The sequence below is a fragment of the Mesorhizobium sp. M2A.F.Ca.ET.042.01.1.1 genome (genome assembly GCF_003997405.1).
In the GTDB taxonomy this organism is placed as follows: Bacteria; Pseudomonadota; Alphaproteobacteria; order Rhizobiales; family Rhizobiaceae; genus Mesorhizobium.
In genome coordinates, this window is the sequence record NZ_RZRX01000060.1 from 1 (window position 1) to 26,991 (window position 26,991).

Below are 26,991 nucleotides of genomic sequence, written 5' to 3' on the forward strand. Positions count from 1 at the left end.
TGGCCTGCATGGTCGCGCCGGCATGGCAACTGCAGACCACGTCATGCAATTGCCAATCGGACAGTTCGAAAAAGCGCTTCGCCTCGCCATAGGTGTCCGATTGCAACCCGGCCGCGCGCAGCAGCGGATCATCGAAGGCGACCGCGAGCGCGGAGCCATCCGCCCGCACCCGCTCACGGACGCCGGGATCGACATATTCGGTGCCCGTCAGCGCCGAGAGGCAACGCTGGGGGTTGCGGTCGAGCAGTTCCGCCCACCGCTCGATCCTCTGCCTTCTCGTCGCAAGGGGAATCAAGCCGAGCCGGTCGACGATTGCCACCGATTGAAGTTCGTATGAGGTTTGATGCTTCATTGCTGTCTCCTGTGGTTGTGGCGGCGACATCTGCACGGCGGCGCGGCAGGTTCTGCCGGGGCCTGAAGCCCACGCCTGAGAGGGACAGGCGCGGGCCGGCCAGGTGTTGCCCACCCGTCTTCAACAGACGCCTCTTGGAGTAGCGTCTGAGGCGAACCCGAACTGCCAGCGATCTCCTATGTTCCAGCCATCTTTTGGGACGGCGGGCAGGCGCTTGAACCGGCAGCGATGGAACATCGCGCGAACTGCATTGTTAAACATCTGAACGGTCGCTGAACCGCGATGGCGCCATCACCGCAACGGAACGGTTCTTACAGCCCAATCTGGAGGCTCGTCGCGGAATGGCCCGTTCCAAAGGCCCAACGAACAACCACAACATCATCGTCATCGGCGCTTCGGCCGGCGGGATCGAGCCTCTGAAGCGGATCGTCGCCGATCTGCCCGCCGATCTGCCGGCGGCCGTGTTCGTCGTGGTGCATGTCGGCCAGGTCAGCTACCTGCCCGATATCCTCGACCGCGCGGGGAGGCTCGAAGCGCAGCCGGCCAGGAACGGCGCGGCGTTCACGATGGGTTGTATCTATGTGGCGCCGCCAGGCTTCCATCTTCTCCTTCACGATGGCCATATGATGCTGCGGCGCGGCCCGCGCGAAAACCTCGCCCGGCCGGCCATCGACCCCTTGTTCCGTTCGGCGGCGCTGAGCTACGGCGCCAGCGTTATCGGCGTGCTGCTGTCGGGCTCGCTTTCCGACGGCACCGCCGGGTTGAGGGCCGTCAAGGCCGTCGGCGGGCTGGCGGTCGTTCAGCATCCCAAAGACACGCTGGTGCCTTCCATGGTGGAAAGCGCGCTGCATTATGTCGAGGTTGACCACTGTGTGCCCGCCGCAGAGGTCGGCCCCTTGCTGGCAAAGCTGGCGGATGAGCCCGCCGGCGAAACTTTCGCAGCCCCACCGGCAGTCAGACTGGAGGCGGCCATCGCCGCCCAGGAGCATTCGACCATGAAAGACGCGGATCGACTTGGCGAGTTGTCGGTGTTTACATGCCCGGAATGCCACGGGCCGCTGTGGGAGATCGAAGACGGTGACATGTTGCGCTATCGGTGCCATACCGGGCATGCCTTCACCGCCGACGCGGTGATGGAGGCTCAGGCGCTCGAGGCGGACGAGATCCTGTGGGGTCTGCTTCGCTCGCATCAGCAGCGGGCGGCGTTTGCCCGGCGCATGGCCGAGCGGGAAAAGACACGGCGTCGCTCCGAACTGGCAAATCAGTTCGGCCAGCGGGCGCAGGAATACGAAGCGGATGCCGCCGTCATCGAGCGCATCCTTGAGAGCAGGCGAGCACGGTTAGGCGGCAATGGCGCGGGCGGCGAGGAAGACAGGCACAACAAGAGCTAAGGCTAGCGACGCGCGCGAGGCCGCCACGGAGGGGGCATCTTTCCCGATTATCGGCATCGGCGCGTCGGCCGGCGGCATCGCGGCCCTGCAACGGTTCTTTCCCGAAGTGCCGGCCGAAAGCGGCTTTGCCTATGTGGTCATTCAACATCTCGATGCCGAGCACGAAAGCGTTCTCGCCAGCATCCTCCAGCGGTCGACCTCGATCGAGACGCTGACGGCGGCCGAAGACATGGAGATCGAGCCCGACAAGATCTACGTCACGCCGCCCGGTGTATCGGTGACGCTGCGTGGCCAGCATTTCCATATGGCCAAAATGGCAACGACGCGCGCCAGGCGGACGCCGATCGACGATTTCTTCACCTCGCTGGCGCAGGAGCAGTCGGAGAACGCGGCGGGAGTGATCCTGTCCGGCACTGGCAGCGACGGCACCATCGGGCTGAGAGCCATCAAGGAACGCGGCGGCCTGACCTTGGCGCAGGAAAGCGCCGAGTATGACGGCATGATGCGCAGCGCCGTCCAGAGCGGCCTGGTCGACATGGTGCTTCCGGCCGAGGAAATGGCGGGTAAGCTCACCAGCTATTTCCGCCACGCCAACCACACCGATGGCGAGCGCGACCGCCGCAGGCGCGATGTCGCCGAGCAGCTTTCGCGCATCGCGGCGCTGCTTCGCGTGCGCACCGGCCATGATTTCAGCGGCTACAAGGACAACACGATCCTGCGCCGCATCCAGCGCCGGATGCAGGTGCTGCAGATCGACGACCCGGTCGCTTTTTACGAGCGGCTGCGCGACGAGCCGCAGCAGGTCGATCTGCTCTTCCAGGACCTGCTGATCGGCGTCACCAGCTTCTTTCGCGACGAGCACGCCTTCGATGTGCTGGAAAGACTGGTCATTCCCCGGCTGTTCGAGAACCGAAAGCCCGACGAGACGATCCGTGTATGGGTGCCCGGCTGTGCGACGGGCGAAGAGGCCTATTCGATCGCCATGCTCTTGAAGGAGAGCGCTCCGCGGGGCGCCGCCTCGCCCAATCTGCAGATTTTCGCCACCGATATCGACGAGCGCGCGCTGGAGGTGGCCCGCGCCGGGCGTTATCCTGCAACGATCGCCACGGACATAACGCCGAAGCGGCTCAAGGAGTTCTTCTCGCGCGAGGACGGCACTTACCGCGTTTCGGCCGATCTGCGCGAGGTCTGTCTGTTTTCCTCGCACAATCTCCTGCGCGACCCGCCCTTCTCCAAGCTCGACCTGATCACCTGCCGGAACCTCCTGATCTATATGGGCCCGGAACTGCAGGAAAAAATCATTCCGATCTTCCACTACGCGCTGCGCAACAACGGCTATCTCTTTCTCGGATCCTCGGAGAACGTCACGCGGCACGCCCGCCTGTTCTCCACCGTGGACAAGGGCAGCCGCATCTTCCAGAAGCGTGGCGGGATGACCCCGCAGCGTTTGCCGGAGTTCCCGCTCGCCGCCGCCGCCAGGCACACCGTGCCGAATACACGGCAGCGGGCGACGAACGGAACCTTGCAGGAAGTGGCGGAGCGCCTTCTCGTCGAGCGATTTGCGCCGGCCTATGTGGTGGTCAACGCCGGTGGCGAATTGATGCATAGTTCGGGCGGCACCGGCAAATATCTCGAGCTCGCCGCGGGCGCCCCCGACCACAACGTCTTTTCCATGGCAAGGCGGGGCCTTCGCATGGACCTGCGCGCGGCGCTCCACAAGGCGGCCAGCACAGGACAGGTGGCGATCCAGAACAAGATCACCGTCGGCACCAATGGCGGCCGGCAGACGATCAGCCTTGCCGTGCAACCGTTGCCCGCCGACGGCTCGGCGGACCCGCTCTACATGCTGGTCTTCCGCGACATCGGCGGCATCAAGGCGGAGTCGGAGGACGAGCCCGTCCACACGACCGACGATGTCGAAAGCGCCAATGTCAGCCAGCTCGAAAGGGAGCTGAGGGAAACCAAGGAGCGGCTGCAGATCACCACGGAGGAGCTCGAATCCTCCAATGAGGAGCTGAAATCCTCCAACGAGGAACTGTCGTCGATCAACGAGGAGCTGCAGTCGTCCAACGAGGAACTGGAAACCTCGAAGGAGGAGCTGCAGTCGATCAATGAGGAACTGCAGACGGTCAATGCCGAGCTCAACATTCGCGTCGACGAGCTCAGCCGCGCCAACAACGACATGGCCAACCTGCTCGAAAGCACGCAGATCGCCACCGTCTTCCTCGACCGCGACCTCTGCATCAAGAGCTTCACGCCGACCGCCCGCGACCTTTTCCGCCTGGTCGAGAGCGATGTCGGTCGGCCGCTGGCGCATGTGCGGCCGCGCTTCCCCGCCGACGGGCTGCAGGCCGACATGGAGCAGGTGCTGCTGAGGCTTGGCACGATCGAGCGGCAGGTCGAGGGTACCGACAGCGGCCGGCGCTACATCATGCGCGTCCTGCCCTATCGCACCGTCGACAACGTGATTGCCGGCGTCGTCGTCACTTTCGTCGATGTCACGCAGATCGCGCGGGCAGAGGAAAAGATCGGCGTGCTCTCGCACGATCTGCGCAACCGCGTCGAAAGCCTTGAAACCCTGCTCGACCTGGTGCCGGTCGGCATCTTCATCGCCGAAGACGGCGACGGCGCGGAGATCCGCGCCAACCGCCGCGCGGTGGAACTCATGGGGCAGCACTCCACCGGCGACAAGCTCATTTCAGTTCCCGCCGTCCTGCCGCTGACGCTCAACGGCGTTAAGGTGGATGCTGAAGAGCAGCCTCTGCGAAAGGCGATTCGCACCGGAAAACCTATCCCCGGCTACGAAGCGCAAATCCTGCATGAGAATGGCTCGGGCATCGACGTGATGATGTCGGCCAACCCGCTTTTCGACGAAAACGGTAAGGTCCGCGGCGCCATCGCGACCCTTGTCGACATATCGAGCCACAAGGAGGCAGAGCGCAGCCAGGAGAGATTGCTGCACGAACTGCAACATCGCGTGAAGAACATCCTGGCCACAGTCACCGCGCTGGCTTCACGCATGGTTGGCACATCGAGTTCAATCGGTGATTTCTTTTCCTCGTTCCAGCAGCGGCTGCAGGCAATGGGTCGAACGCACGAAGTGCTGTCTTCCTACAACTGGCGCGATGCCGATCTCGAGCAGCTGCTGCGGGCGGTTCTAACGCCCTACAGCAGCAAGCTTCGCCAGAACATCGTCATTGACGGAAAATCACTGCAGCTCGGCGCAAGCGTGGCCGCGACACTTGGCATGGTGTTCTTCGAGCTTGCCAGCAATGCAGCGAAATATGGGGCGCTCTCGACTGAGGACGGCCGCGTCGAAGTGGCCTGGAGGACCGACAAATCCGGCGTTCTGTCAATCCGATGGAAGGAAATCGGCGGGCCTGCCGTAGACGAGCCGACGCGACTGAATTTCGGAACAAGCTTCATCAAGCAAAGTTTAGAGTATGAGCTTGGGGGGAAGGTCGACCTGCGGTTCGAGCCCTCCGGGCTTGAGTGCGACATCCAGATACCGTTGATCCCCGCCACGGAACGTTGATATCCTCGCTGGGTCCAAATGAACACAAATACACTCTTGTCCGGTCTTAAAGTCCTGGTGGTTGAGGACGTGTTCATGCTTGCGCAGGACTTGGCCGACCAGTTGACCGGTGCCGGATGCACCGTGGTCGGACCGGTGCCCACGGTTCAACAGGCGCTGGATCAAGCGGACAGTATCGCCCTGGATGGTGCCGTGCTGGACGTGAATCTTCGCGGCGAGCGAAGCTTTCCTTTGGCCGAGCATCTGGCGCGTGGCGGTGTGCCTTTCATTTTCCTTACCGGATATGACAGCGCCACCGTCTTCCCCGATCAATTCAGGGACGCGCAGAAGCTAACCAAGCCCGTCGACTACAAAATGCTGATCGAGGCGGTGTCGCGGTTCCGCAAAGGTGATGCCGCGTCGGGCTGAAGTCCAGCTTGGGCTCGTTGAATTGGCCTGATTTATTGCTCGGCGCGATCCCCTACCAATTGGCTCGCCAGTTCGACCAGATGCCGGATCGGCGCCGGCTTGGGCACATAAGGCGCGCCGTGGAAGATCGGCGACTGGAACTCCGGATCGTAGCCCGAATGGACGACGAAAGGCACGCCCGCTTCCTTGAGGCGGGCGGCGGTGACACCGCGCTGGCCATCGAGCAGTTGGATATCGATAATGGCAAGGTCCGGCCTGTGATCGTCCAGCCAAGTCGCGGCTGCCCGCTCGGACGCTACGCACGCCGCCTCGAAACCTCGCTCCTTCAGGCCATTCGCCACGTCCGACGCAATCAGATATTCGTCTTCAATGATCAGTGCCAAGGGCGTTGCCATGGCGACCTCCTATGACAGGCGCATTTCTTCCGGACGCACGACTGATCGTACTCCGCCGGCCAGGGAAACGCACCACGCTTTGCTTCGGAGCGGTTTCGAGGGCCCCAACGGGATTTGGACCGGCCTGGTTCAACCCCGTCTCCTGGTGAAGTTCAATCACGTCGGGGTGGGACAAGGCCGCGCGGGCATCAAGCAGGCGAAGGAACTCAGGTCTCAGCCCGTCGCCTCGTGAACTCGCAAGCGCATGCAGTGACATGAGGGAACACATCATATTACCTTTCACAGATGCCGCCTCCCTCACATTGCGGCGCTTGCCCTTTCCTGCCTTGCTTCTTCGAAATCGACGGACACGACGACAGCGCCGTCGCCGGCACGAACCCGAACCGCCCAGCCGTCCTGAAGGGGTTCGGCCGCATCGTCGAGCAGATCAATCGCCGAGCGCAGCGCTTCATGACGAACAGCTTCGAGGTCGGGCAATTCGACGCCCTCGAGCCGCCTCACACTGCCACCCTCGCGATATTCGAATGTGTACGGACCCTGGTTCGTATCGCTTGGCCGCTCGGCGCCAGGCCGGCCTGCGGTCACCTTCCCCTCCGGTCCGTCTCGTTCTGAGGGACCACCGAAAGCGGCGCATTGAAGCATCATCTCCCTGGCGCGATCGATAAGCCCGGCGTCGCCGAGCAACGGATTGGACACGACCATGGTGACAGCGATGCTTTCCCCGCCCTCACCAAGAAACTCGACCGTGGCGCCTTTGGGACTTGCATGTATCGCTGTGTCGAGAACCTGCATTGCTGCCTCTCTGTCCTGGTATCGAGGATAAAAAGCTCCGCTGGTCCCGAAAGTTCCGTCCGAGCTCAGGAATCCAATTTCCGAAAACCGGGCCTGACGCTCCTGTTATGCCCGTGATGAATGCGCTGAGCTCGCTGGCAATTCATCCCTCGCTTGAGGGCCGGTTGGAACAGCGGGGCCGGATGAAGGTTTTGGGAATAAAGGAGGCGCCGAATGTCACCCAACCCACGCACACCGGCCGAGGCCCGCGGCGAAATCCAGGCCGGCAGGACGCAGGACAAGACACCCGGATTCGACCCGGCGGCGGCACCGCAGGAAGCAGACGCCGAAGCCGGTGCTGTCTCGACGTCCGCCGCGCCGGCCGAGCCGCGCAAACCGAACTTCACCAACCAATCGAGCTTTGCCAACGCGATGCGACCGCCGGAGAACGCGCCAGACCTCGAACCGCGCAGGAACGGGCCGGTCCTGGTCATCGTGGCGCTGGTTGTCCTGGCCGCGGTCGCCTTCCTGTTCGCCGCGGCCCTCCGCTAGGAGGGAAGGAACATCATTCGCCGTCCTAGGTTTGATAACGCAAGGAGGTTATTGCGATGCCGAGCTTGAGAAGTTTGTTTCGCCATCTGTGGCGCTGGAAAGCACAGCCTGCGACCGACCCCTCTCCAGTGGACGCCATTGTGCGGCTGCTGCGCGACGCCGAGAAGCAGCGCGGATCCCGCCGTTCGGAATGACCAAGCATCCTGACGGTTATGTCTCCGGTGGATCGAGCGATCGCCGGAGTCACTCCTCGTCAAAGATATGCTCGTGGATGATGCCGAGGATCTGCAGCTTCACTGTTTCCCGCGCCTCGGGCTTCACGAAGGCCATCAGCAGATCGACCGTCTCCTCCACCCGCCGCGGCAGGTCGGCGCTCGGATCGCTCAGATAGCTGCCATGGGCATAGAGGTTTTCGGTCAGCTTCTTGTTCAGGTCGGAAAAGAGTCCCATGGCGATTGCTCCTTGCCGATCCAACAGCCAGAGCGCCCACGCGGTTCCCTCGGCCGAAGGCATTGCAGTTTCATCGTGCGGAATCCTCCGATCCCAAGGAACATTCGGTCCAACCGGATGTTCGGCCGAACCACTCAGGAGGATCGAATGGGAAACGGGAAACTGGCGGTCGCCACCGGCGCCTCGAGCGGCATCGGCAGGGAGCTCGCGAAACTCTGCGCCAAGGACGGCTACGATCTGGTCATCGTCGCCGATGAGCCGGCCATCGAGCAGGCCGCGGAGGCGCTCCGATCGCACGGCGTCTCGGTCGATGCGGTGGAGGCCGACCTTGCACGCGAGAACGGCGCCGACAAATTGATCGCCGAGATCGGCGACCGCGACATCGATCTCCTGTTCCTCAACGCGGGGCGCGGCCTGGGCCGGGGCTTTGTCGACCAGGATTGGAACGAGGCACGCCGCGTCATCGACACCAACATCACCGGCACGGTCTATTTGGCCCATCGGCTCGGCCGCAAGATGGTCGGACGCGGTCGCGGCCGGATCCTGTTCACAGGCTCGATCGCCGGCTTCACGCCAGGCACATTCCAGGCGGTCTACAACGGCACCAAGGCCTTCATCGATTCCTTCGCCATCGCGCTGCGTCATGAGCTGAAGGACAGCGGCGTGAGCGTCACCGTGCTGATGCCGGGCGCCACGCAGACGCGCTTCTTCGAGCGCGCCGACATGATGGATACCGAAATCGGGGTGCAAGAGAAGGACAATCCCGCCGATGTGGCCAGGGACGGCTACGACGCCTTGATGGCCGGCGAGGAGCAAGTGATCAGCGGCTGGAAGAACAAGATGCAGGTCGCCGCCGCCCATGTCACACCGGCCGGCACGCTGGCCGAACAGCACCGCAACACGGCCGAACCGGGTTCGGCGAAGAATGGCTGAAAACGCGGGCTCTGATCCGGGAACATTCCCGCCCAGCGCCAGTTCGGCCCGTAGCCCGCTAAGCATCGACAACCAAAGGAATAACCGATGAAAGCCCTGACCTGGCATGGCAAAGGCGACATTCGTTGCGACCAGGTCGCCGACCCGGCGATCGAGAACGATCGCGACATCATCATCAAGGTCACGTGCTGCGCCATATGCGGCTCGGACCTGCATCTGATGGACGGCTACATGCCGACGATGAAATCGGGCGACGTGCTGGGCCACGAGACCATGGGCGAAGTGGTGGAAGTCGGCCGCGCTCACACGAAGTTCAAGATGGGCGATCGCGTCGTCGTTCCCTTCAACATCTCCTGCGGCGAATGCTGGTTCTGCCAGAACGGCCTGTTCTCGCTCTGCGACCGCTCGAACCCCAACGCCGAGCAGGCCGCCAAGGTCATGGGCCAGTCGCCCGCGGGCCTGTTCGGCTATTCGCATCTGGTCGGCGGCTACTGGGGAGGACAGGCCGAGTATCTGCGCGTGCCCTTTGCCGATGTCGGCCCGATCAAGGTGCCCGACGGCATGGATGACGAGCAGGTGCTGTTCCTCTCCGATATCTTTCCCACCGGCTACATGGCGGCCGAGAACGCCGGCATCCAGGAAGGCGACACCGTCGCCATCTGGGGCTGCGGGCCGGTCGGGCAGTTCGCGATCCAGAGCGCCTGGATGCTGGGCGCCGGCCGCGTCATCGCCATCGACAAGGTGCCGGAACGGCTCGCCATGGCGCGCGACTACGGCAAGGCGGAGACCCTCGATTTCAGCAATTCCGATATTTACGATGCCCTCATGGCCATGACCGACGGTCGCGGCCCTGACAGTTGCATAGACTGCGTAGGCACCGAGGCCGATGCCACCGCAACGTCCGATTCCATGCTCGATAAGGCCAAGGCCACCGTCTATCTCGGCACCGACCGGCCGCATGTGCTGCGCGAGGCGATCTATTGCTGCCGCAAGGGCGGCACGATCTCGGTGCCAGGCGTCTATATCGGCCTGGTGGATCACATTCCCTTCGGCGCGGCTATGAACAAGGGGCTGACATTCCGCATGGGCCAGACCCATACCCACCGCTATCTCGAGCCGCTGCTGCAGAAGGTGCTAAGCGGCGAGATCGACCCGTCCTTCGTCATCACCCATCGCGCCGGTCTGGAGGAAGGACCGGATCTCTACAAGACATTCCGCGACAAGCAGGACGGCTGCATCAAAGTGGTGATGCGCCCGCACGGCTGATCGCGCGGATAGCGGACGGCTGAACGAGGAAGGGTTCGAAAATGGCTGAACCGAAAGACCTGTCCAAGCCCGCGGTGAAGTCGCCCGATCCCGGGGGGCTTCCGCATCCGCATCGCGATGCACAGGACCGCGATGCGGGCGCGAGACCGACTGCCCCAAAGACCTCAGGCGCACGGGAGCCCTCGACCTCGCCGCTCGACAATCCTGTTGCAAACCGCAATGCGGGCCGGCGGCGCCAGACCGGGCCGATACCCAGGCCGACGGACAAGCCGCTCGATTGAGCGGCACGAACAAATGCGGCAGCCTGACCGCCTGCCGCGGCGCCGTTGCAGGGCCTCCTCTCCCTCCAACGGCGCCATGACGCCAGCTTATCGACCCACTAGAGCAGCGTTTCACGGAATCGCCGAACCGCTCTAAGTGTTTGTTTTTACGCAATTCCGGACGGAAAACCGCTCCACACTTTTCCTGGAATTGCTCTAGTCCTTCTGGCTGCGCTCGACGAACTTGTTGAAGCGGCTCGTTCCGCCGCTGCCGGCTTCATCCTGATGCAGGAAGGCGAGGTCGTTCTCGTCGAAAATGCGGAAGAATTCGTCCCACTCGATCGGTTCCAGCGTGTCTTCGGGCTCGCCGAAATCGATGCGCAGAATACCGCCCTTGCCTTTCGTGCGAACGACGGCCGGCTGGCCATCGCGTTCTTCCACCCAATTCCGGATCTCGTCGTGATTGGTGGTGGTCTTGGCCTCGGACATGGATTTCCCTTTCTCGCAGCGGGGATTGGTGAGCGGTCCTAACAGCAGCCAAAGGGCAATGTTCCAGCGGGTTGCACAGCCGTTGTCTGGGCTGCGTGAGCTCCCGCGGCGGGAACTTTGTTGATGCAGGGAACAAACCTTTTACCGCGCAGTTCGGGGCGCCGAAGCAAAATCCGCAAGGGAGTCATCGTGAAACGAGTATTGGTTACGGGAGGTTGCGGCTTCATCGGCCGCCACGTCGCCCAGGAGCTCGCTGACCATGGTTATCGCGTGCGCCTGCTCGATGCGCTTGTCGACCAGGTACACGGCACTGAGGCCATCAACCTTCCGACAGGAGCCGAGCTGATCAAGGGCGACGTGCGCGATCGCGATGCGGTCGCCGAGGCGGTTTCGGATGTCGATGCGGTCATCCACCTGGCGGCCGAGGTCGGCGTCGGCCAATCGATGTACGAGATCGCCCGCTATGTCGGCACCAACGATCTCGGCACGGCGGTGCTGCTCGAGGCACTCATCAAGAAGCCGGTCGAACGGATCGTCGTGGCATCCTCCATGAGCATCTATGGCGAAGGCCTTTACCGGACTGCGGAAGGCGAGCGGATCGATAATGCCCGACGCAAGCCCGCTGACATCAAGGACGGCCTGTGGGATCTCAAATCGGCATCGGGCGAAGACCTGTCGCCGATTCCCACCGACGAGGAGAAGCGGCCGGATCTCGCCTCGATCTACGCGCTGACGAAATACGCGCAGGAGCGCGCGGTGCTGATCTTCGGCCAGGCCTATGGCATCGATGCGGTGGCGCTGCGCCTCTTCAACGTCTTCGGCGCCGGACAGGCGCTTTCCAATCCCTATACCGGCGTTCTCGCCAACTTCGCCTCGCGTCTCGCCAACGGTAAGCGGCCGACGATCTTCGAGGACGGCGAGCAGAAGCGCGACTTCGTGCATGTGCGCGACGTCGCCACCGCGTTCCGGCTGGCGCTTGAGCAACGCCAGGCCGCCGGACATGCCATCAACATCGGCAGCGGCCACGCCTATTCGATCAGCGAAGTGGCCCGCCTGCTTGCCAGGGCGATGGGCATCCCAAAGCGCCCCCCCGAAATCCTTGGCAAGGCGCGCTCCGGCGACATTCGCAATTGCTTCGCCGACATTGCCAAGGCGCGCGAGCTGCTCGGCTTCGAGCCCAAGCATCGTCTGGAAAATTCGCTCGGCGAATTCGCCGCCTGGGTTCGCAACAGCGTCGTGATCGACCGGGGCGCCGACATGCGGCGCGAGCTGGAAGAGCGAGGATTGGTCTCATGACTCAGACGCACCGCCACGCCCGACAGGCGCCCGTGGCCGTTATCGGCGGCAGCGGCTTCATCGGCTCCAATCTCGCCGACAGCCTGCTCTCCGACGGGGAAACAGTGCTGGTCGTCGACAATCTCAGCCGTCCAGGCGTCGAGCAGAATCTCGATTGGCTGGCGCAAAAGCATGGCGAGCGGCTGATCGTTGAAATCGTCGACATTCGCGATCTGAGCGCGTTGGCCACCGCACTGGCGCCGGCCAAAGCGATTTTCCATCTGGCCGCTCAGACAGCCGTGACGACCAGCCTGAGCGATCCTGCTGAAGACTTCGACATAAACCTCAAGGGGACGTTCAACGTGCTGGAAGCGGCCCGCGGCACCGGAGCTCCCGTGGTCTTCGCCAGCACCAACAAGGTCTATGGCAGCCTGCCCCAGATCGCGGTGCGGCAAGCCGACGATCACTATGAGCCGTTCGACGAGGAGGTGCGTACGAGCGGCGTCGCTGAGAAGGTCGGCCTTGATTTCTGCACGCCCTATGGCTGCTCGAAGGGCGCGGCTGACCAGTATGTGCTGGACTATTCCAAGTCCTATGGCTTGCCGACGGCGGTGCTGCGCATGAGCTGCATCTACGGGCCGCGCCAGTTCGGCACCGAGGACCAGGGCTGGGTCGCGCATTTTCTTCTCAGCGCGCTATCGGGCCGGCCGATCACCATTTACGGCGACGGCCGGCAGGTGCGCGACATCCTGCATGTGTCCGATGCTGTTGCCGCTTATCGCGGCGTGCTCGCCGGGATCGAAGACCTCAAGGGCCAGGCGTTCAATCTGGGCGGCGGCCCGCGCAATGCGGTCAGCCTGCGCGTGCTGCTGGCGGAGATCGCCGACATGACCGGCAGCAACATCACGATCCGCCACGACCACGAGCGCACCGGCGATCAGCCCTTCTTCGTCGCCGACACGCGCAAGCTGCAAGCCGCGATCGGCTGGCAGGCGCATGTCCCATGGCGCGAAGGCGTCTGCGATCTCGCCAGCTGGCTGCTGCGGCATCGGCTCCAATCGCGCCCCGAAGCCACGAGGTACGTCGCATGAAAGTCGCCTTGGTCAATCCGTTCTGGACGTATGAGCACAGCATCTATTTCGGCTGCCGCCAGCCGCATCTGCCGCTGGAGCTCGGCTATTCGAAGGCAATGCTGGACGCCGATGGGCACGACGTCCTGATGCTGGACGGCTTGCTGCAGGGGCTCGACAACGCGGCCCTTGCCGAGCGTGTGGCTGACTTTGCGCCGGACATGACGGTGGTGACCACCGCCCCGACCTATCTGTTCTGGCGCTGCGCGCCGCCGGAACTGCGTGTTCCCGGAGAATTCCTCAACCATCTCTCCGGACGCGGCGGACGCACCGTGGCGGTCGGACCGCATGGCTCGGCGACGCCTGCGCCGACCTTGCGCAAGCTCGGCGTCGATGTCGTCGTGCGCGGCGAATGCGAGGAGGTCGTGGCGGAGCTCGCGCGGCAAAGCGACTGGAGCAAGGTCACGCATACGGCCCGCCTGCACGGCGAGGGTCTCGCCTGCTATGGCGGCGTTCATGCCAGTCCATTCATCGATCATCCGGCGCTCAGCTGGCCGTCCGACTGGATCGCGGCGCATAGCCACCACCACCATAGGTTCGATACCGCCCAGAAGGGCGCCGGCGCCGAGGTGGAGGCCTCGCGCGGCTGTCCCTACAATTGCAGCTTCTGCGCCAAGATCGATTTTCGCGATGCCTATAGGCGCAGGAAGCACGATGCGATCGTTGCCGAGATCGACGGGCTGATCGCGCAAGGGGTCGGCTACATCTATTTCATCGACGAGATCTTCCTGCCGCAGAAGGCGCTGCTGGAAGCGCTGGTCGATCGCGACGTCCAATTCGGCGTTCAGACCAGGATCGACCTTTGGAAGCCGGAACTGCTGGAGCTGCTCGGCGCGGCTGGCTGCGTCTCGATCGAAGCAGGCCTTGAAAGCCTGACCGTCGAGGGCCGCGCGATGCTTGCCAAGCGCTGCCGCCTCGACACTGAGGGTCTCGCAGCGCTTCTCATCGACGCACGCCGCAACGTGCCTTTCGTCCAGGCCAATCTGATCGGTGTGGTCGAGGACGATCCCGCGCTGGTGGACTATTGGCGCAAGCACCTCATCGATCACGGCGTCTGGGCGAACGAGCCCGTGCCGCTCTACCCCTATCCTAGCTCGCCTAGCTATCGCGAACTTTGGGGCGAACCCGACGACCTCGCCTGGGAGCGCGCGCATGAGCACTACCTCGCCTCCTTCCGCTCCTTCAGCGACATCCAGGACCAGCGCCCGCATGCGCTGGCTGAGTTGGAGTCCTCATGCTGCAATCACTGATCCATCGTCCGCGGCGCATCCTGATGACGACCGACGCCGTCGGCGGGGTGTGGCGCTACTCACTCGACCTGGCGCGCGAGCTGGCGGCCGGCGGCGACAGCATCGTGCTTGCCGGACTGGGGCCGGAGCCTTCTCCGGAGCAGGCGTGTGAGGCGCAGTCTTTCGCCACGCTCGCTTGGCTGAAAAGCCCGCCGGACTGGATGACGCGCGATGAAAAAGATCTCGACCGCTTGCCGGGCGAATTGCGAAGCCTCGCCAAGACCTATGCGATCGACCTTGTCCATCTCAACGCGCCGGCGCAAGCCGCCGGACTTGATCTCGCATGTCCCATTGTCGCGATCTCGCATTCATGCGTGGCCACCTGGCTGCACGCAGTGCGTGGGCAGGCGCCGGCGGACACCTGGTCCTGGCAGCGAGATCGCAACAGGGCTGGATTCGATCGCGCCGACACCATTGTCGCTCCGAGCCGAAGCCATGCCGAGATGCTCCAAGCCTGCTACGGCGCGATCGCAGGCTTGGGCGTCGTCCATAATGGCGCCCTGCCCGGTCCGAGGCCGGGGCGGCGCGAGCCTTTCGTCTTCGCCGCCGCACGCTGGTGGGACGAGGGCAAGGACGCGGCATCGCTCGACGCCGCCGCCGCGCTCTGCGCCTGGCCCGTTCAGGCCGCCGGTCCGCTCGCCGGTCCCGACGGACAGCGCGCCCGTTTCGACAACTGCGTCTCGCTCGGTTCAATCGACCACCGCGAGGTTCGGCGCCGCATGAGGCGGGCCGGCATCTTCGTGTCAACTTCCATCTACGAGCCTTTCGGGCTGGCCGCCCTGGAGGCAGCGCTCTCGGCCACGCCGCTGGTGCTTGCCGATATCGCGACCTACCGCGAGATCTGGGACGGCGCGGCCATGTTCTACAACCCGCGCGATCCACATGCGCTGGCCGGCTGCATCGAGAGCCTGTCCCGTGACGAAAGCTTGCGGCGCAAGCTCGGCAGGCGCGCCGCGCGGCAGGCACGCAAATTCTCGCTGGGCAAGCAGGTGAGGATGATGCGCGACATCTACAATCGGGCGGCGCTGACCGCAGCGGGGCGTTGACCATGCGTTTTCTGTTCTACACCCATTCGGCGGTTTCCGACTGGAACCACGGCAACGCGCATTTCCAGCGCGGCATCATGCGCGAGCTTGTGGCGCGCGGCCATGAGGTGATCGCGCTGGAGCCCGCCGACGGCTGGAGCCGATCGAACCTGCTCGCCGAGCAAGGCCCCTTCGCCGTCGAGCGCTTCCGCAAGGATTTTCCGGAATTGATGGCGGTGACCTACGACGCGGGTTTCCACCATGAGTCCTGGCTCGCCGGCGCAGATATCGTCATCGTTCATGAATGGACTGACCCTGAGCTCGTCGCTCGCATTGGCCGCATCCGGGGCCGGGGTGGCGATTTCACGCTGCTCTTCCATGATACCCATCACCGCGCCGTATCGGCGACGCAGGCGATCGCAGCGCTTCAGCTCGAGCATTACGACGGGGTTCTGGTCTTCGGCGAAGTGCTGCGGGAGAGCTATCTTCGCGCCGGCTGGGGCAGACGGGTCTTCACCTGGCATGAAGCGGCGGACGAACGGCTGTTCAAGCCGCTGCCCGACATCGACCGTGAGTCTGATCTCGTCTGGATCGGCAATTGGGGCGACGACGAACGCAGCGCCGAGATAGGCGAGTTTCTGACCGAGCCGGCGCACGCCCTCGCGTTGTCGGGAACCGTGCACGGCGTGCGCTATCCGCCGGATGCGCTGACGGCCCTCGCGGATACTGGCCTGCGCTACGAAGGCTGGATCGCCAATGCCGACGTGCCGAAGGCCTTCGCCCGCCATCGCGTCACCATGCACATCCCACGCCGGCCCTACCGGGAGAGCCTGCCGGGCATTCCCACCATTCGCATGTTCGAGGCGCTGGCCTGCGGCATTCCGCTTGTGTCTGCGCCATGGTCGGATGTCGAAGGCCTGTTCCGCTCCGGAACGGATTTCCTCTTTGCCCGAAACGGCGCCGAGATGCGCAACCACCTCCGCGACGTGCTGAACGATCGCCAGCTAGCGGAAGCGCTGGCCGCTTCGGGCCTGGAGACCATCCTTGCGCGGCACACATGCCGGCATCGCGCCGACGAGCTATTCGACATCCTCGCCGCATGCGGCAATCGCGCGGCGGCTGAAATCAAGCCTGCAAGGGAGGCGGCCGCATGAAAATTGCCTTTTACGGATCGAGCCTTCTGTCGTCCTATTGGAACGGCGCGGCCACCTATTACCGCGGCCTGCTCAAGGCACTGTCGCAGCGCGGCTATGACATCGTCTTCTATGAGCCCGACGTCTATGACCGGCAGAAGCATCGCGACATCGAGGCTCCGGACTGGTGCAGCGTCGTGGTCTACGAGCCGACTCCGCATGCGCTGATGCAAGTTGCATCTCGCGCCGCGCAGGCGGACGTCGTCGTCAAGGCAAGCGGCGTCGGCTTCGAAGACGATGCGCTGCTGCGGGCAGTCCTCGACAATGCCCGCCCGGACGCGCTGACCGTGTTCTGGGATGTCGACGCGCCGGCGACCCTGAGCGAGCTGCGCAACGATGCCGAACACCCCTTGCATGAAGCGTTGAAGCGGATCGGCATCGTGCTGACTTACGGCGGCGGCGATCCGGTCGTCTGGGATTATCGTGCACTCGGCGCCGCGGAATGCGTACCGATCTACAACGCGCTCGACTCTGAGACGCATCATCCCGTCGCCGCAAATCCGCGCTTTGCCTGCGACCTGGCCTTCCTCGGCAATCGGCTGCCCGACCGTGAAGCGCGCGTCGACGCCTTCTTCCTCGACCCGGCCCGCAGGCTCGGCGGCCAGCGCTTCCTGCTTGGCGGCTCCGGCTGGGACGACAAGTCCCTGCCCCCGAATGTCTCATGGCTGGGGCATGTCGGCACCAGCGATCACAACGCCTTCAACGTCACGCCGAAGGCCGTGCTCAACATCAGCCGCGACAGCATGGCGGCCAACGGGTTTTCGCCCGCGACCCGTGTCTTCGAAGCGGCGGGGGCCGGCGCGTGCCTTCTCACCGACGCCTGGCTTGGCATCGAGTTGTTCCTGACCCCCGGCGAAGAGATTCTGGTCGCCCGCGACGGCGCCGATGTCGCCGAGATCATGCGCACGCTGACGCCGCAGCGGGCGAAGGCGATCGGCGCGGCAGCGCTGCGGCGCGTTCGGGCCGAGCATACCTACACGCTGAGGGCTCGGCTGGTGGACGACATCTTCAAGGCGCATTTCGAGCGCCGCGCAATGGAGGCTGCGGAATGACGAAACCGCTCGACATCGTTTTCCTTGGGCTCTCCCTGTCTTCGTCCTGGGGCAACGGCCATGCGACGACTTTCCGCGGATTGCTGCGTGCGCTCAACGATCTCGGCCATCGCGTCACCTTCCTCGAACGCGATGTCTCCTGGTACGCGCATCATCGGGACCTGCGCGATCCCGATTTCTGCGACTTGCGCTACTACGAGACAGTCTCGGAGCTGCGCCGAAACCACCGGCAGGAGCTGCAGCGCGCCGATGCAGTGGTGATAGGCTCCTTCGTGCCGGAAGGCAGGGTGATCATCGACGATCTTGCGTCGCTCTGCACGGGGCAGTTCTGCTTTTACGACATCGACACGCCGGTGACGCTGGCGCGCATTGCCGATGACGATTGCGACTATCTTGCCCGCAGGCAGATTCCCTATTTCGACGTCTACTTCTCCTTCACCGGCGGACCGACGCTGGAGCGGCTGGAGTCCGAGTTCGGCGCGCGCCGGGCGGAGGCGCTCTACTGCTCCGTCGATCCAACGCGGCATCGTCGCACCAGACACGCCATCGAATGGGACCTTGGCTATCTTGGCACTTATAGCGCCGATCGGCAGCCCTCATTGGAAGCGCTGCTTTTGGAGCCTGCGCGACGCCTGCCCGACCGCCGCTTCGTCGTCGCCGGCTCGCAATATCCCTCCGACATCGCCTGGCCGGACAATGTCGAGCGGATCGAGCACCTGCCGCCTTCTGGACATGCCGCCTTCTACAGCCGCCAGCGCTATACGCTGAACCTTACGCGGGCGTCGATGATCGCGGCTGGATGGTCGCCCAGCGTGCGGCTTTTCGAGGCCGCTGCCTGCGGCACGCCCATCATAAGCGACCGCTGGCCCGGGCTCGACGATTTCTTCTCGGGACCGGCGATCGAGACGGCGGCCAATGCCGCAGATGTCGAGGAAATCCTCAGCGCCAAATCCGAGCGGGCAAGGCTCGACATGGCCAGGCTGGCGCGCGAGGCGGTGCTTTCAAGACATACCGCCATGGCAAGGGCACGTGAATTCGTCTCGGCGCTGACGCCATCTGTCGGAATGCGTCCGGCGGTCGATCTAGACGTCGAAAGTGCGGCATGAGCGACAGACAGGAGAGCATCGAGATGCGGCGATCAAAAAGAGCTGAACAAAGAAGGACCGCGCTTGTTGCCGGCGGTGCAGGTTTCCTCGGTTCGCATTTATGCGAGGGGCTGCTGCATGACGGCTATCGCGTGATCTGCGTCGACAATTTCCTCACCGGCAGAATGGAGAATATCGGTTCGCTGGTTGGCCAGGCGCGCTTTCGGCTGATAGAGCAGGACGTTTGCACCCCGCTGGAACTCGGTGAACCTGTCGATCGCGTTTTCAACCTGGCCTGCGCGGCATCGCCGCCTCGCTATCAGGCTGACCCGATCCACACGACGCGGACCTGTGTGATCGGGACTCTCAACCTTTTGGAGCTCGCCGCCAGCAACGGTGCCCGCTTCCTGCAAGCATCGACCAGCGAAGTCTATGGCGATCCGGAACAGCATCCGCAGCGCGAGGACTATGTCGGTCACGTCAACTGCACCGGGCCGCGAGCCTGCTACGACGAGGGCAAGCGCGCCGCCGAAACACTCTGCTTCGATTATCTGCGCGCCGAGATGGCGGATATTCGCGTCGCGCGCATCTTCAACACCTATGGGCCGAGGATGGACCCCGCCGACGGCCGTATCGTCTCCAACCTGGTCATGCAGGCGATCGAGAAGCGGCCGCTGACGATCTTCGGCGACGGCCGGCAGACCCGCTCCTTCTGCTATGTCACCGATATGGTCGAGGGTTTGCGCCGGCTGATGGATATCGATCCCAATCCGCGCCAGCCGGTCAATCTCGGCAATCCCGGGGAGTTCTCGATCCTCGATCTGGCAAGACTGGTGCGCGAGCTGACCGGCACCAGATCGCCCGTGAAATTCCTGCCTCTGCCTGAGGACGACCCGCGCCGGCGGCGGCCCGACATAGGCCGCGCAAAGGCGCTTCTCGGCTGGTCGCCCGAGGTGCCTCTCAGGCAAGGCCTGCTTCAGACGATCGTCTACTTTTCAGGTATGGACGATCTGGCGATCGCGCCCGTCGCTGCAATCGACAGAGCGGGTGGGGGAAAGCTGCAGAACCTGCAGCTCTGAAGCAGCGGCATCTTTTCACCAGTGCGGAACAACCACCCGACATTGCGGTTGGGCATGACAACCGCGACGGAGGAAGAACTGTGCAGCCGAAGCGACCAGTCAAGGACATCGAGCAGATGGCAGCGGCGGAAACCGCCGCGTTCCTGCGAAGAGCTTCCATCACCTATCTTGAGTGTTGCGTCAGCCTGATGATGACGCATCTGCGACGGGAGGAAGTGGCAAGCATCCTGGAGCAGGAAGCCGACATGCTGCGCAGGCTGGACTGACCCTGCGGGCTTGGCTTTCAACAGCCCAGAAGCCGGACAAGTCCGGCTTTGTAACGTTCGACTGCGCGCTTCGCACGCATTCGGTCTTGGTCGTCGGCCGAATGCCCCGCGATCGTCCAGAGGCCAAGCTGAAACGCGAGATAGCAAGGCTCGAAATAGTCGACGAGGTCCCTGTCGATCGATGTTGCCTTCTCGATGCAGACCACCAGCGTCGAAAGCTCGGCGGCGGACAGGTCATGTTCGACCCTTGCCCCGGCGATGTCCCATTCTATGCCCTGGCAGCCGATAAGATCGTGCGAGCGGCAATGATCGACGGTGTCCGTCTTGAGCAGGCCGTGCGGGCGGACCAGAAATTCCCAAGCATGCAGCCGTCCGTCGATCTCGACCCGGCGCGTTGGACCTGGTGACGGTTGGCAGGCAAACCAGTTCTGCAAGGCATGCGCGAACCTCTCCCCCAGCGCTTCCTCGCAGTTTTGCACCGCCATGCGCGCGAGCTGGTCCAGCGACGCGCCTGTCTCATCGGTCCGCAGCCTGGCGGCGCGCCAGCCGAGGTAACGCCCAAGCCATTCGATCTGCAGATCCCTTGCCGGCCCTTCCCGGTCCAGCCTGTCGGCATCGATCCAGCGCTCGACCAGGAAACCGTGGCAAAGTCCGGCAGGCAGGGCGCCGAAGCCCGCTTCGTGCAGTGCCTTGGACGTACGCAGCTTGCGCCGTCCGGTCTCGCCGAAACCTGCGAACTTGGTCAGCCAACGCTCGCCGTCGGCCGAAGCCATGAATTTGCGCCGCTCAAATGCCGGGAATGCAGGCGGCCAAGCGCCGGTCGGCACAGAAAGATAGCCGCGCCATGCGCCGCCGGAGATTTCATGAAGCTCAACATCGGCCTTGCCGAGCAAATGTCCTATCCAGTCCCGCAGCCCGGGGGCAACCGCGCCGTCAAAGACATCTTCAAAGCCCGCGACATGGCTTTGGCACTGCGACAAGGCAGCGACGGTCTCGGCATCAGCCTTGGCGCCGGGCCCGCCGCGATGGCTCGGAAACAGATGAATGCGCTCCTGGTCGATGCCCTGCCGGCGCAGCCAGACAATGACAGCATTAAAGGAGCTGCCGGAGAGGCCCGGGCCTTCATCGACGATGGCAAATTCGGCTTGCGGTCTGTCGCGCCAAGAGCCCAGGAGTTCTGGCGCCGCGCTTATGTGCCGGCAAAACGGATGACCGATCGGCCGCACGCTGATTGGCGGCGGCGCATGCAGCGCGGCGGCGACCATCGCTGCGAGGCCGAGACCGATGCTGCGTATCCCAATGACGCAGGTGTTTGCGTCGAGGCCGGACTGCAGCGCCGCAAGCAGATAGGTTTCCGGATAGAGGGCGTACAGCGCATAGCCTTCGGCCGGACCGATGGTTATTGCGCTGCCGCAGTCGATGGCGGCAAGCTTTGCAAGCAGCGATGCATCGAGCGATCCTTTTCGGGCAAATCCCTGCTGCCAGGACCGCAGCACTTCCCGCGACAGCTCGACGAGGATTTCCGACCCCAGCTTCTGCCTCGACGAACTGGTGTCGACACCTGTGATGTCGAATTCCGCATCGGCGAGGCCCTGGAAGAATTCGGAGGCAGTCACAAAAAGGTCGACCAGAGCGGCGTGGCGTTCGATGCCGGCAGGCAGATCGCCAATCGCTCCAGCCTCGGCCAGGACAGCTTCCCTGAGCTGTTCTGCGCCATGCGTTCGCTTGTGGTCGCCGAAGACGATCATACGGCTCCTGCCTGCTGTCTGGTCGCCAACGCGAAGCGGCGCCTGTTTGATCCGCAGTCGGGCTCAGCAATTTTTCGCGGCGCGAAGGAACATTCGTGGCCGATCCCGGTTCGGCGGCGAGGAACTTACCTCCAACCAAAGAGGCCGTGGTTTCGTGACATCGAAGAAAGTTCGTATCGGCATCGTTGGCGTCGGCAATTGCGCATCATCGCTTGTGCAAGGTCTCTCCTACTATCGCCACGCCAACGGCAACGAGCCGATCCCCGGACTGATGCATGCCGATCTCGGCGGCTACCATGTCGACGATATCGAGGTGGTCTGCGCCTTCGATGTTGCGGAAAACAAGGTTGGGCGCGATGTGGCGGAAGCGATCTACACCGCGCCCAACAACACCTTCCGTTTCGCCGATGTTTCTCCGACCGGGGTTTGTGTCGATCGCGGCCCGACGCTCGACGGCATCGGCAAATATCTGCGCGATGAGATCGAAGAGTCAGATGAACCGGTCGCAGACGTAACCGCACGGCTCAAGGAAAGCGCGACCGAGGTGCTCATATGTTATCTTCCGGTGGGCTCCGAAGCCGCTGCACATTTCTACGCAGAATGCGCGCTCGATGCCGGCTGCGCCTTCGTCAATTGCATCCCTGTCTTCATCGCTTCGAGGCCGGAATGGCGCCAACGCTTCGAGGAACGCGGCCTTCCCCTGGTCGGCGATGACATCAAGAGCCAGGTCGGCGCAACCATCGTGCACCGGCTGCTCGCCAATCTGTTCCGCGAGCGCGGCGTGCGCATCGACCGCACCTATCAGCTCAACTTTGGCGGCAACACCGACTTCCTCAACATGCTCGAGCGCGAGCGGCTGGAATCGAAGAAGATTTCGAAGACGCAGTCCGTCACCAGCCAGATCGACGTCCCGCTCGAGGCCGGCAACATCCATGTCGGGCCCAGCGACCACGTCCCGTGGCTGACCGATCGCAAATGGGCCTATATCCGCGTCGAGGGCACCACCTTCGGTGGCGTGCCGCTCAATGCCGAACTCAAGCTGGAGGTCTGGGATTCGCCCAATTCGGCAGGCGTCGTCATCGACGCCGTCCGCTGCGCGAAGCTTGCGCTTGACCGCGGTATTGCCGGCGCGCTCACGGGCCCCAGCAGCTACTTCATGAAGTCGCCGCCGGAGCAGTTCACCGACGCAGAGGCGCGCCTGCGCACGCTCGCCTTCATCGCCGGCAATGACGAGCCGATGCTGGACGCCGCCGAATGACCACCACCTTCTTTCTCATCCGCCACGCGGCGCATGATCATGTCGGCTCATATTTGGCCGGGCGGCTCGAGGGCGTTCGCCTTGGCGAAGCCGGCCAGGCGCAAGCGCTGCATCTCGCGCGGCGGATGGCGCGGGAGCCGCTCGCCGCGATCTTGAGCAGTCCGCGCGAACGCACGCTGGAAACGGCGAAGCCGATCGCCATCGCTTGCGAGATCGAGAAGATCGCGATCTGCAAGGAACTCGACGAGATCGACTTCGGCGAATGGTCCGGCAAGACCTTCGAAGAACTGAACGGCGACGCAAGCTGGCGGCTCTGGAACGACCAGCGCCAGAGCGCCTGCACGCCGAGCGGCGAGACCATGCTGGACGTGCAGCACAGGATGATCGGCCTGATGGACGCGCTGCGCGAGAATGGACAAGGTCAGTGCATCGCGCTTGTCAGCCATGCCGATGTCATCAAGGCGGCCGTCTGCGCGATCCTCGGCCTGCCGCTCGGCGATTGCTTCCGCTTCGACATCGCGCCGGCCTCCATTACAACGGTCGTCCACGGCGACTGGGGGTCCAAGCTGGTCCGTTTGAATGAAATCGCCTGACGGGAGCGGCAACCGATGCGCATGGTCATTTTCGGCCTCACCGTCACATCGTCATGGGGCAACGGACACGCCACGCTCTGGCGCGGGCTGATTGGCGCTCTGGCGCCGCTTGGCTGGTCGATCAGCTTCTTCGAGCGCGATACGCCCTACTATGCCGGCGCCAGGGACATCGACCGGCTCAATGGCGGGAATATCGTTCTCTACGCAGACTGGGAGAACATCCGCCAAGAAGCCGAGACTGCGATACGGGAAGCCGACGTCGTCATCGTCACCTCCTATTGTCCCGATGCCGTCGAGGCTTCGCGGATCGCGAACGACAGCTGCCGCGGCCTGAAGGTGTTTTACGATCTCGACACGCCGGTGACGCTCTCGAGCATCGAACGAGGTGATTACCCGGCCTATTTCGAGCCGAAGGGATTGCGCGATTTCGATCTGGTCCTGAGTTATACCGGAGGGCCGGCGATCGACACACTGAAGAGCATTCTTGGCGCGCGTCATGTCCTGCCGCTTTACGGCCATGTCGACCCCAACCGGCACCGGCCGGCGCAGCCAAGGTCGGAGTTCGCCGGCGACCTGTCCTATCTCGGCACTTATGCCGAGGACCGGCAAGCGGCCGTGGAAAGGCTGCTCGTCGCTCCAGCGGCCCGACTGCCGAACCGCCGTTTCGTCATAGGCGGGGCGCAGTACCCGCAGGACTTCCCCTGGGGCAGCAACATCTATTTCGTCAGGCACCTGCCGCCCGCCGACCACCCGGCCTTCTTTTCCTCCTCGCGCCTGACGCTGAACGTCACCCGCGAGGCAATGGCGCGACAGGGCTGGTGCCCGTCAGGCCGTTTGTTCGAGGCGGCGGCGTGCGGCGCCGCGATCATCTCCGACGACTGGGCCGGCCTCGACAGCTTCTTCACGCCCGGCAGCGAGATTCTGTTGGCGCACAGCACCGGCGACGTCGTTGCCGCGCTTGACCTGTCGGAGAACGAGATCGCGACTCTCGGCCGCCGCGCCCGAGAGCGCGTGCTCGACGAGCATACGTCCGCGCATCGCGCCGCCGAACTCGACCGCATCCTGAACGACGCTTCTTCGTCCATGTCGAGGGGCACAATGGAGGAAGCTGTCTGATGTTGGGCATCGTGCCTGCCGCCGGTCGCGGCAGCCGCATTCAGCCGCTGGGTTTCTCCAAGGAGCTGCTGCCGGTCGGCAGCCGCCTGGACGGCCAGACCGAACGTCCTTGCGCGGTGAGCGAATATCTGGTGCGGCGCATGGTGCGCAACGGCGTCGACCGCATCTGCTTCATCATCGGTTCTGGCAAGTCGGACATCCTCGAATATTACGCCGCCGGCTATGGCGACGCCGCGGCGATCTTCGTGGCGCAGCCGTCTCCGGTTGGCCTTTGCGACGCGATCTTCCGCGCCGCGCCGCTCGTGACGCCGGACGAAACGGTCCTGATCGGCCTGCCGGACACGATCTGGTTCCCTGAAGACGGCTTCTGCCGTCTGGCCGACGACCGGCTGTCCTTCCTGATGTTTCCGGTCGATCGTCCGGAACTGTTCGACGCCGTCGTCCTCGATGGGAACGGGCGCGTCGAGCAGATCCAGGTCAAGCAAGCTGACGCCGCGACAAACTGGGTCTGGGGCGCCTTCAAAATGCCGGGCCGCGTCTTCCATCAACTGGCGGCCCTGTGGCGCCAGCGCGACGGCGTCGACGAGTATTTCGGCACGCTGGTCAACGCCTATCTCGCCGGCGGAGGCGAAGCTTACGGCGTCAAGGCGGGGACGGCCTATGTCGATGTCGGTACTTTCAACGGCTATCGCACGGCGCTCAGGCTGCTCGAAAGCAACGACGCCATCGATGACGGGACCCTGCCGACATTCGCATCGTTGGATCATCCGGCAGTGCCAACCGTTCCCGGCGAAGGAGCTTAGCCATGTTGCATTCCAGCACGGAAATACGCCACCGCATCGACGCATTGGGGCCGTGGTTCCACAATATGGAGCTCGCGGGCGTCGAGACCGCTCCAGATCATTTCCTCGGCAACTACCCGCTGATCAAATGGCGCAAATTCGCGGATGCCATTCCGACCGATCTTTCGGGCAAGTCGGTGCTCGATATCGGCTGCAACGCAGGCTTTTACTCGATCGAAATGAAGAAACGCGGCGCCGATCGCGTGCTTGGGATAGACTTCGACCAAGCCTATCTCGCCCAGGCGCGTTTCGCCGCCGAGATCGCCGACTGCGACATCGAGTTCCGGGAACTGTCGGTCTACGACGTCGCCTCGCTCGGCGAGCGCTTCGACATCGTGCTGTTCATGGGCGTGCTTTACCACCTGCGCCACCCGTTGCTGGCGCTCGACCTGATCCGCGCGCATGTCGCGAGCGACCTGATGATCTTCCAGTCTATGCAGCGAGGCAGCAACGAAGTCCTGCCGCTCGAACAGAACTACCATTTCTGGACACGCGACCTCTTCGATCGGCCCGAGTTTCCGAAGCTGCACTTCATCGAGCATCGCTATGCGGACGACCCGACCAACTGGTGGATTCCGAACCGCGCCTGCACCGAAGCGATGCTGCGCAGCGCCGGTTTCGAGATCCTGCTCCACCCGGAAGACGAGGTCTATTTCTGCCGCACGTCCGGCGAACCGGCCGGCAGCGCCGCCGTCTATCCTTCGAAAGGAGAGACCCATGATTGAAGCCGCCATGATCTGGAACGAGCCCAACAACAAATCGCACTGGGACCCGGAGCTCGACCCCGACTGGAGCCGTTTTGCCACAATGGCGACCCTGGCGGCCGACGCGATCGGCCGGGAAAATCCTGCCATCACAAAGGTGCTGGGCGGCATTTCGCCGATCGATGCCGGGTTCATGACGCGCATGAAGGAGTTCGGCGTGCTCGACCATGTCGACGCGGTCGCCGTGCATGGCTTTCCGCTCGACTGGAACCTCTGGCAAATCCACGAGTGGCCCCACAAGCTCGGAGAGATCGCGACGGTCGCCGACATTCCGGTGTGGGTCAGCGAGGTCGGTGTGTCGACCTTCGGCGCCGAGGAGGTACAAGTCTGGGGCTTGCGCCGGACAGCGGAGCTTTTGCTCGGACTTGCGCCGCGCGTTCAGTGGTACAGCCTCTATGATCTGCCGCGCTCCTGGGAAGCGACGACGCGCCATCGGGAGGCGGAAGGCTCGTCCTATTACAGGCACTTCTATAT

At 63.7% G+C, this 26,991-nt stretch carries 27 protein-coding genes and 1 pseudogene; 22 read left to right on the forward strand and 6 right to left on the reverse strand.

The genetic code is table 11. The features are described from left to right. Positions 1-352 (reverse strand): hypothetical protein (locus EOA23_RS11680; RefSeq protein ID WP_127304249.1); only part of this gene is annotated, 352 nt, incomplete at its 3' end. Between the two features lie 341 nt (positions 353-693). Between EOA23_RS11680 and EOA23_RS11685 the strand changes: the two genes are divergently transcribed. Genes EOA23_RS11685 through EOA23_RS11695 form a run of 3 tightly spaced genes read left to right on the forward strand, consistent with a single transcriptional unit; the run spans position 694 to position 5,686 of the window. After that, positions 694-1,743 carry a chemotaxis protein CheB gene (locus EOA23_RS11685; RefSeq protein WP_127304250.1) on the forward strand — a complete coding sequence of 350 codons (1,050 nt, stop codon included), beginning with the start codon at positions 694-696 and terminating at the stop codon, positions 1,741-1,743. After that, positions 1,703-5,278, forward strand: coding sequence for a CheR family methyltransferase (locus EOA23_RS11690; protein WP_127304251.1), 3,576 nt, complete (start codon positions 1,703-1,705; stop codon positions 5,276-5,278). The genes EOA23_RS11685 and EOA23_RS11690 overlap by 41 nt, the downstream gene beginning before the upstream one ends. Positions 5,279-5,296: 18 nt before the next feature. After that, on the forward strand, positions 5,297-5,686 hold the full coding sequence (locus tag EOA23_RS11695) for a response regulator (RefSeq protein ID WP_127304252.1): 390 nt from the start codon (positions 5,297-5,299) through the stop codon (positions 5,684-5,686). 32 nt (positions 5,687-5,718) lie between these two features. On the opposite strand, the gene EOA23_RS11700 is transcribed toward EOA23_RS11695, so the two are convergent. Further along, complete coding sequence (locus tag EOA23_RS11700) at positions 5,719-6,081, reverse strand: response regulator (protein WP_127251929.1); 363 nt, start codon at positions 6,079-6,081, stop codon at positions 5,719-5,721. Positions 6,082-6,378: 297 nt separating this feature from the next. Next, positions 6,379-6,873 (reverse strand): hypothetical protein, encoded by a 495-nt coding sequence (locus tag EOA23_RS11705; protein ID WP_127304253.1) that lies wholly within the window; start codon positions 6,871-6,873, stop codon positions 6,379-6,381. 213 nt (positions 6,874-7,086) lie between these two features. Between EOA23_RS11705 and EOA23_RS11710 the strand changes: the two genes are divergently transcribed. Further along, positions 7,087-7,404: a hypothetical protein gene (locus EOA23_RS11710; protein ID WP_127304254.1), complete on the forward strand. Its 318-nt coding sequence runs from the start codon at positions 7,087-7,089 to the stop codon at positions 7,402-7,404. Positions 7,405-7,647: 243 nt separating this feature from the next. Here EOA23_RS11710 and EOA23_RS11715 read toward each other — a convergent pair whose 3' ends face one another. Continuing rightward, positions 7,648-7,854 carry a hypothetical protein gene (locus EOA23_RS11715; protein ID WP_126083542.1) on the reverse strand — a complete coding sequence of 69 codons (207 nt, stop codon included), beginning with the start codon at positions 7,852-7,854 and terminating at the stop codon, positions 7,648-7,650. A gap of 147 nt (positions 7,855-8,001) precedes the next feature. On the opposite strand from EOA23_RS11715, the gene EOA23_RS11720 reads away from it, so the two are divergent. The 3 genes from EOA23_RS11720 to EOA23_RS35490 all read left to right on the forward strand — a co-directional run bounded on the left by EOA23_RS11720 (position 8,002) and on the right by EOA23_RS35490 (position 10,334). Then, the gene (locus EOA23_RS11720) at positions 8,002-8,787 is read left to right on the forward strand and encodes an SDR family NAD(P)-dependent oxidoreductase (RefSeq protein ID WP_127304255.1); all 786 of its coding nucleotides are present in this window, start codon (positions 8,002-8,004) and stop codon (positions 8,785-8,787) included. A gap of 87 nt (positions 8,788-8,874) precedes the next feature. Then, the gene (locus tag EOA23_RS11725) at positions 8,875-10,053 is read left to right on the forward strand and encodes a zinc-dependent alcohol dehydrogenase (RefSeq protein WP_127304256.1); all 1,179 of its coding nucleotides are present in this window, start codon (positions 8,875-8,877) and stop codon (positions 10,051-10,053) included. A gap of 41 nt (positions 10,054-10,094) precedes the next feature. Next, positions 10,095-10,334, forward strand: coding sequence for a hypothetical protein (locus EOA23_RS35490; protein WP_145966416.1), 240 nt, complete (start codon positions 10,095-10,097; stop codon positions 10,332-10,334). 195 nt (positions 10,335-10,529) lie between these two features. Here EOA23_RS35490 and EOA23_RS11730 read toward each other — a convergent pair whose 3' ends face one another. After that, complete coding sequence (locus tag EOA23_RS11730; RefSeq protein WP_127304257.1) at positions 10,530-10,802, reverse strand: hypothetical protein; 273 nt, start codon at positions 10,800-10,802, stop codon at positions 10,530-10,532. A 189-nt stretch (positions 10,803-10,991) separates the two neighbouring features. Between EOA23_RS11730 and EOA23_RS11735 the strand changes: the two genes are divergently transcribed. From EOA23_RS11735 to EOA23_RS11775, 9 genes are all read left to right on the forward strand, one after another. Then, positions 10,992-12,098, forward strand: coding sequence for an SDR family NAD(P)-dependent oxidoreductase (locus tag EOA23_RS11735; RefSeq protein ID WP_127304258.1), 1,107 nt, complete (start codon positions 10,992-10,994; stop codon positions 12,096-12,098). Then, positions 12,095-13,168 (forward strand): NAD-dependent epimerase/dehydratase family protein, encoded by a 1,074-nt coding sequence (locus EOA23_RS11740; protein WP_127304259.1) that lies wholly within the window; start codon positions 12,095-12,097, stop codon positions 13,166-13,168. The genes EOA23_RS11735 and EOA23_RS11740 overlap by 4 nt, the downstream gene beginning before the upstream one ends. Further along, complete coding sequence (locus tag EOA23_RS11745) at positions 13,165-14,457, forward strand: TIGR04295 family B12-binding domain-containing radical SAM protein (RefSeq protein ID WP_127304260.1); 1,293 nt, start codon at positions 13,165-13,167, stop codon at positions 14,455-14,457. The genes EOA23_RS11740 and EOA23_RS11745 overlap by 4 nt, the downstream gene beginning before the upstream one ends. Further along, the gene (locus EOA23_RS11750) at positions 14,442-15,542 is read left to right on the forward strand and encodes a glycosyltransferase family 4 protein (protein WP_126062624.1); all 1,101 of its coding nucleotides are present in this window, start codon (positions 14,442-14,444) and stop codon (positions 15,540-15,542) included. Before EOA23_RS11745 ends, EOA23_RS11750 begins: the two co-directional genes overlap by 16 nt. A 2-nt stretch (positions 15,543-15,544) precedes the next feature. Further along, positions 15,545-16,675: a glycosyltransferase gene (locus EOA23_RS11755; RefSeq protein WP_127304261.1), complete on the forward strand. Its 1,131-nt coding sequence runs from the start codon at positions 15,545-15,547 to the stop codon at positions 16,673-16,675. Then, on the forward strand, positions 16,672-17,766 hold the full coding sequence (locus EOA23_RS11760; RefSeq protein WP_127304262.1) for a glycosyltransferase: 1,095 nt from the start codon (positions 16,672-16,674) through the stop codon (positions 17,764-17,766). Before EOA23_RS11755 ends, EOA23_RS11760 begins: the two co-directional genes overlap by 4 nt. Then, positions 17,763-18,872 carry a glycosyltransferase gene (locus tag EOA23_RS11765; RefSeq protein WP_042647247.1) on the forward strand — a complete coding sequence of 370 codons (1,110 nt, stop codon included), beginning with the start codon at positions 17,763-17,765 and terminating at the stop codon, positions 18,870-18,872. Before EOA23_RS11760 ends, EOA23_RS11765 begins: the two co-directional genes overlap by 4 nt. A gap of 23 nt (positions 18,873-18,895) precedes the next feature. Further along, the gene (locus tag EOA23_RS11770) at positions 18,896-19,930 is read left to right on the forward strand and encodes a UDP-glucuronic acid decarboxylase family protein (RefSeq protein ID WP_042647303.1); all 1,035 of its coding nucleotides are present in this window, start codon (positions 18,896-18,898) and stop codon (positions 19,928-19,930) included. 80 nt (positions 19,931-20,010) lie between these two features. Further along, positions 20,011-20,196: a hypothetical protein gene (locus EOA23_RS11775; RefSeq protein ID WP_042647245.1), complete on the forward strand. Its 186-nt coding sequence runs from the start codon at positions 20,011-20,013 to the stop codon at positions 20,194-20,196. 17 nt (positions 20,197-20,213) lie between these two features. Here the strand turns inward: EOA23_RS11775 and EOA23_RS11780 are convergent, their stop codons facing one another. After that, the gene (locus tag EOA23_RS11780) at positions 20,214-21,944 is read right to left on the reverse strand and encodes a hypothetical protein (RefSeq protein ID WP_127304263.1); all 1,731 of its coding nucleotides are present in this window, start codon (positions 21,942-21,944) and stop codon (positions 20,214-20,216) included. Positions 21,945-22,098: 154 nt separating this feature from the next. Here EOA23_RS11780 and EOA23_RS11785 point away from each other — a divergent pair, with 154 nt between their 5' ends. The 6 genes and pseudogenes from EOA23_RS11785 to EOA23_RS11810 all read left to right on the forward strand — a co-directional run. Further along, positions 22,099-23,202, forward strand: coding sequence for an inositol-3-phosphate synthase (locus EOA23_RS11785; protein WP_127304264.1), 1,104 nt, complete (start codon positions 22,099-22,101; stop codon positions 23,200-23,202). Next, the gene (locus EOA23_RS11790; RefSeq protein WP_127304265.1) at positions 23,199-23,795 is read left to right on the forward strand and encodes a histidine phosphatase family protein; all 597 of its coding nucleotides are present in this window, start codon (positions 23,199-23,201) and stop codon (positions 23,793-23,795) included. The genes EOA23_RS11785 and EOA23_RS11790 overlap by 4 nt, the downstream gene beginning before the upstream one ends. Positions 23,796-23,810: 15 nt before the next feature. Continuing rightward, entirely contained in the window at positions 23,811-24,911 is a 1,101-nt protein-coding gene (locus EOA23_RS11795) for a glycosyltransferase (protein WP_127304266.1), read from the forward strand. Further along, a complete protein-coding gene (locus EOA23_RS11800; protein WP_127304267.1) occupies positions 24,911-25,714 on the forward strand; it encodes a sugar phosphate nucleotidyltransferase in 804 nt (267 codons plus the stop codon). The genes EOA23_RS11795 and EOA23_RS11800 overlap by 1 nt, the downstream gene beginning before the upstream one ends. A 2-nt stretch (positions 25,715-25,716) precedes the next feature. Continuing rightward, the gene (locus tag EOA23_RS11805; protein WP_127304268.1) at positions 25,717-26,478 is read left to right on the forward strand and encodes a TIGR04290 family methyltransferase; all 762 of its coding nucleotides are present in this window, start codon (positions 25,717-25,719) and stop codon (positions 26,476-26,478) included. Then, a pseudogene (locus EOA23_RS11810) lies at positions 26,471-26,991 on the forward strand (beta-xylosidase); the annotation flags it as partial. The gene EOA23_RS11805 and the pseudogene EOA23_RS11810, both read left to right, overlap by 8 nt.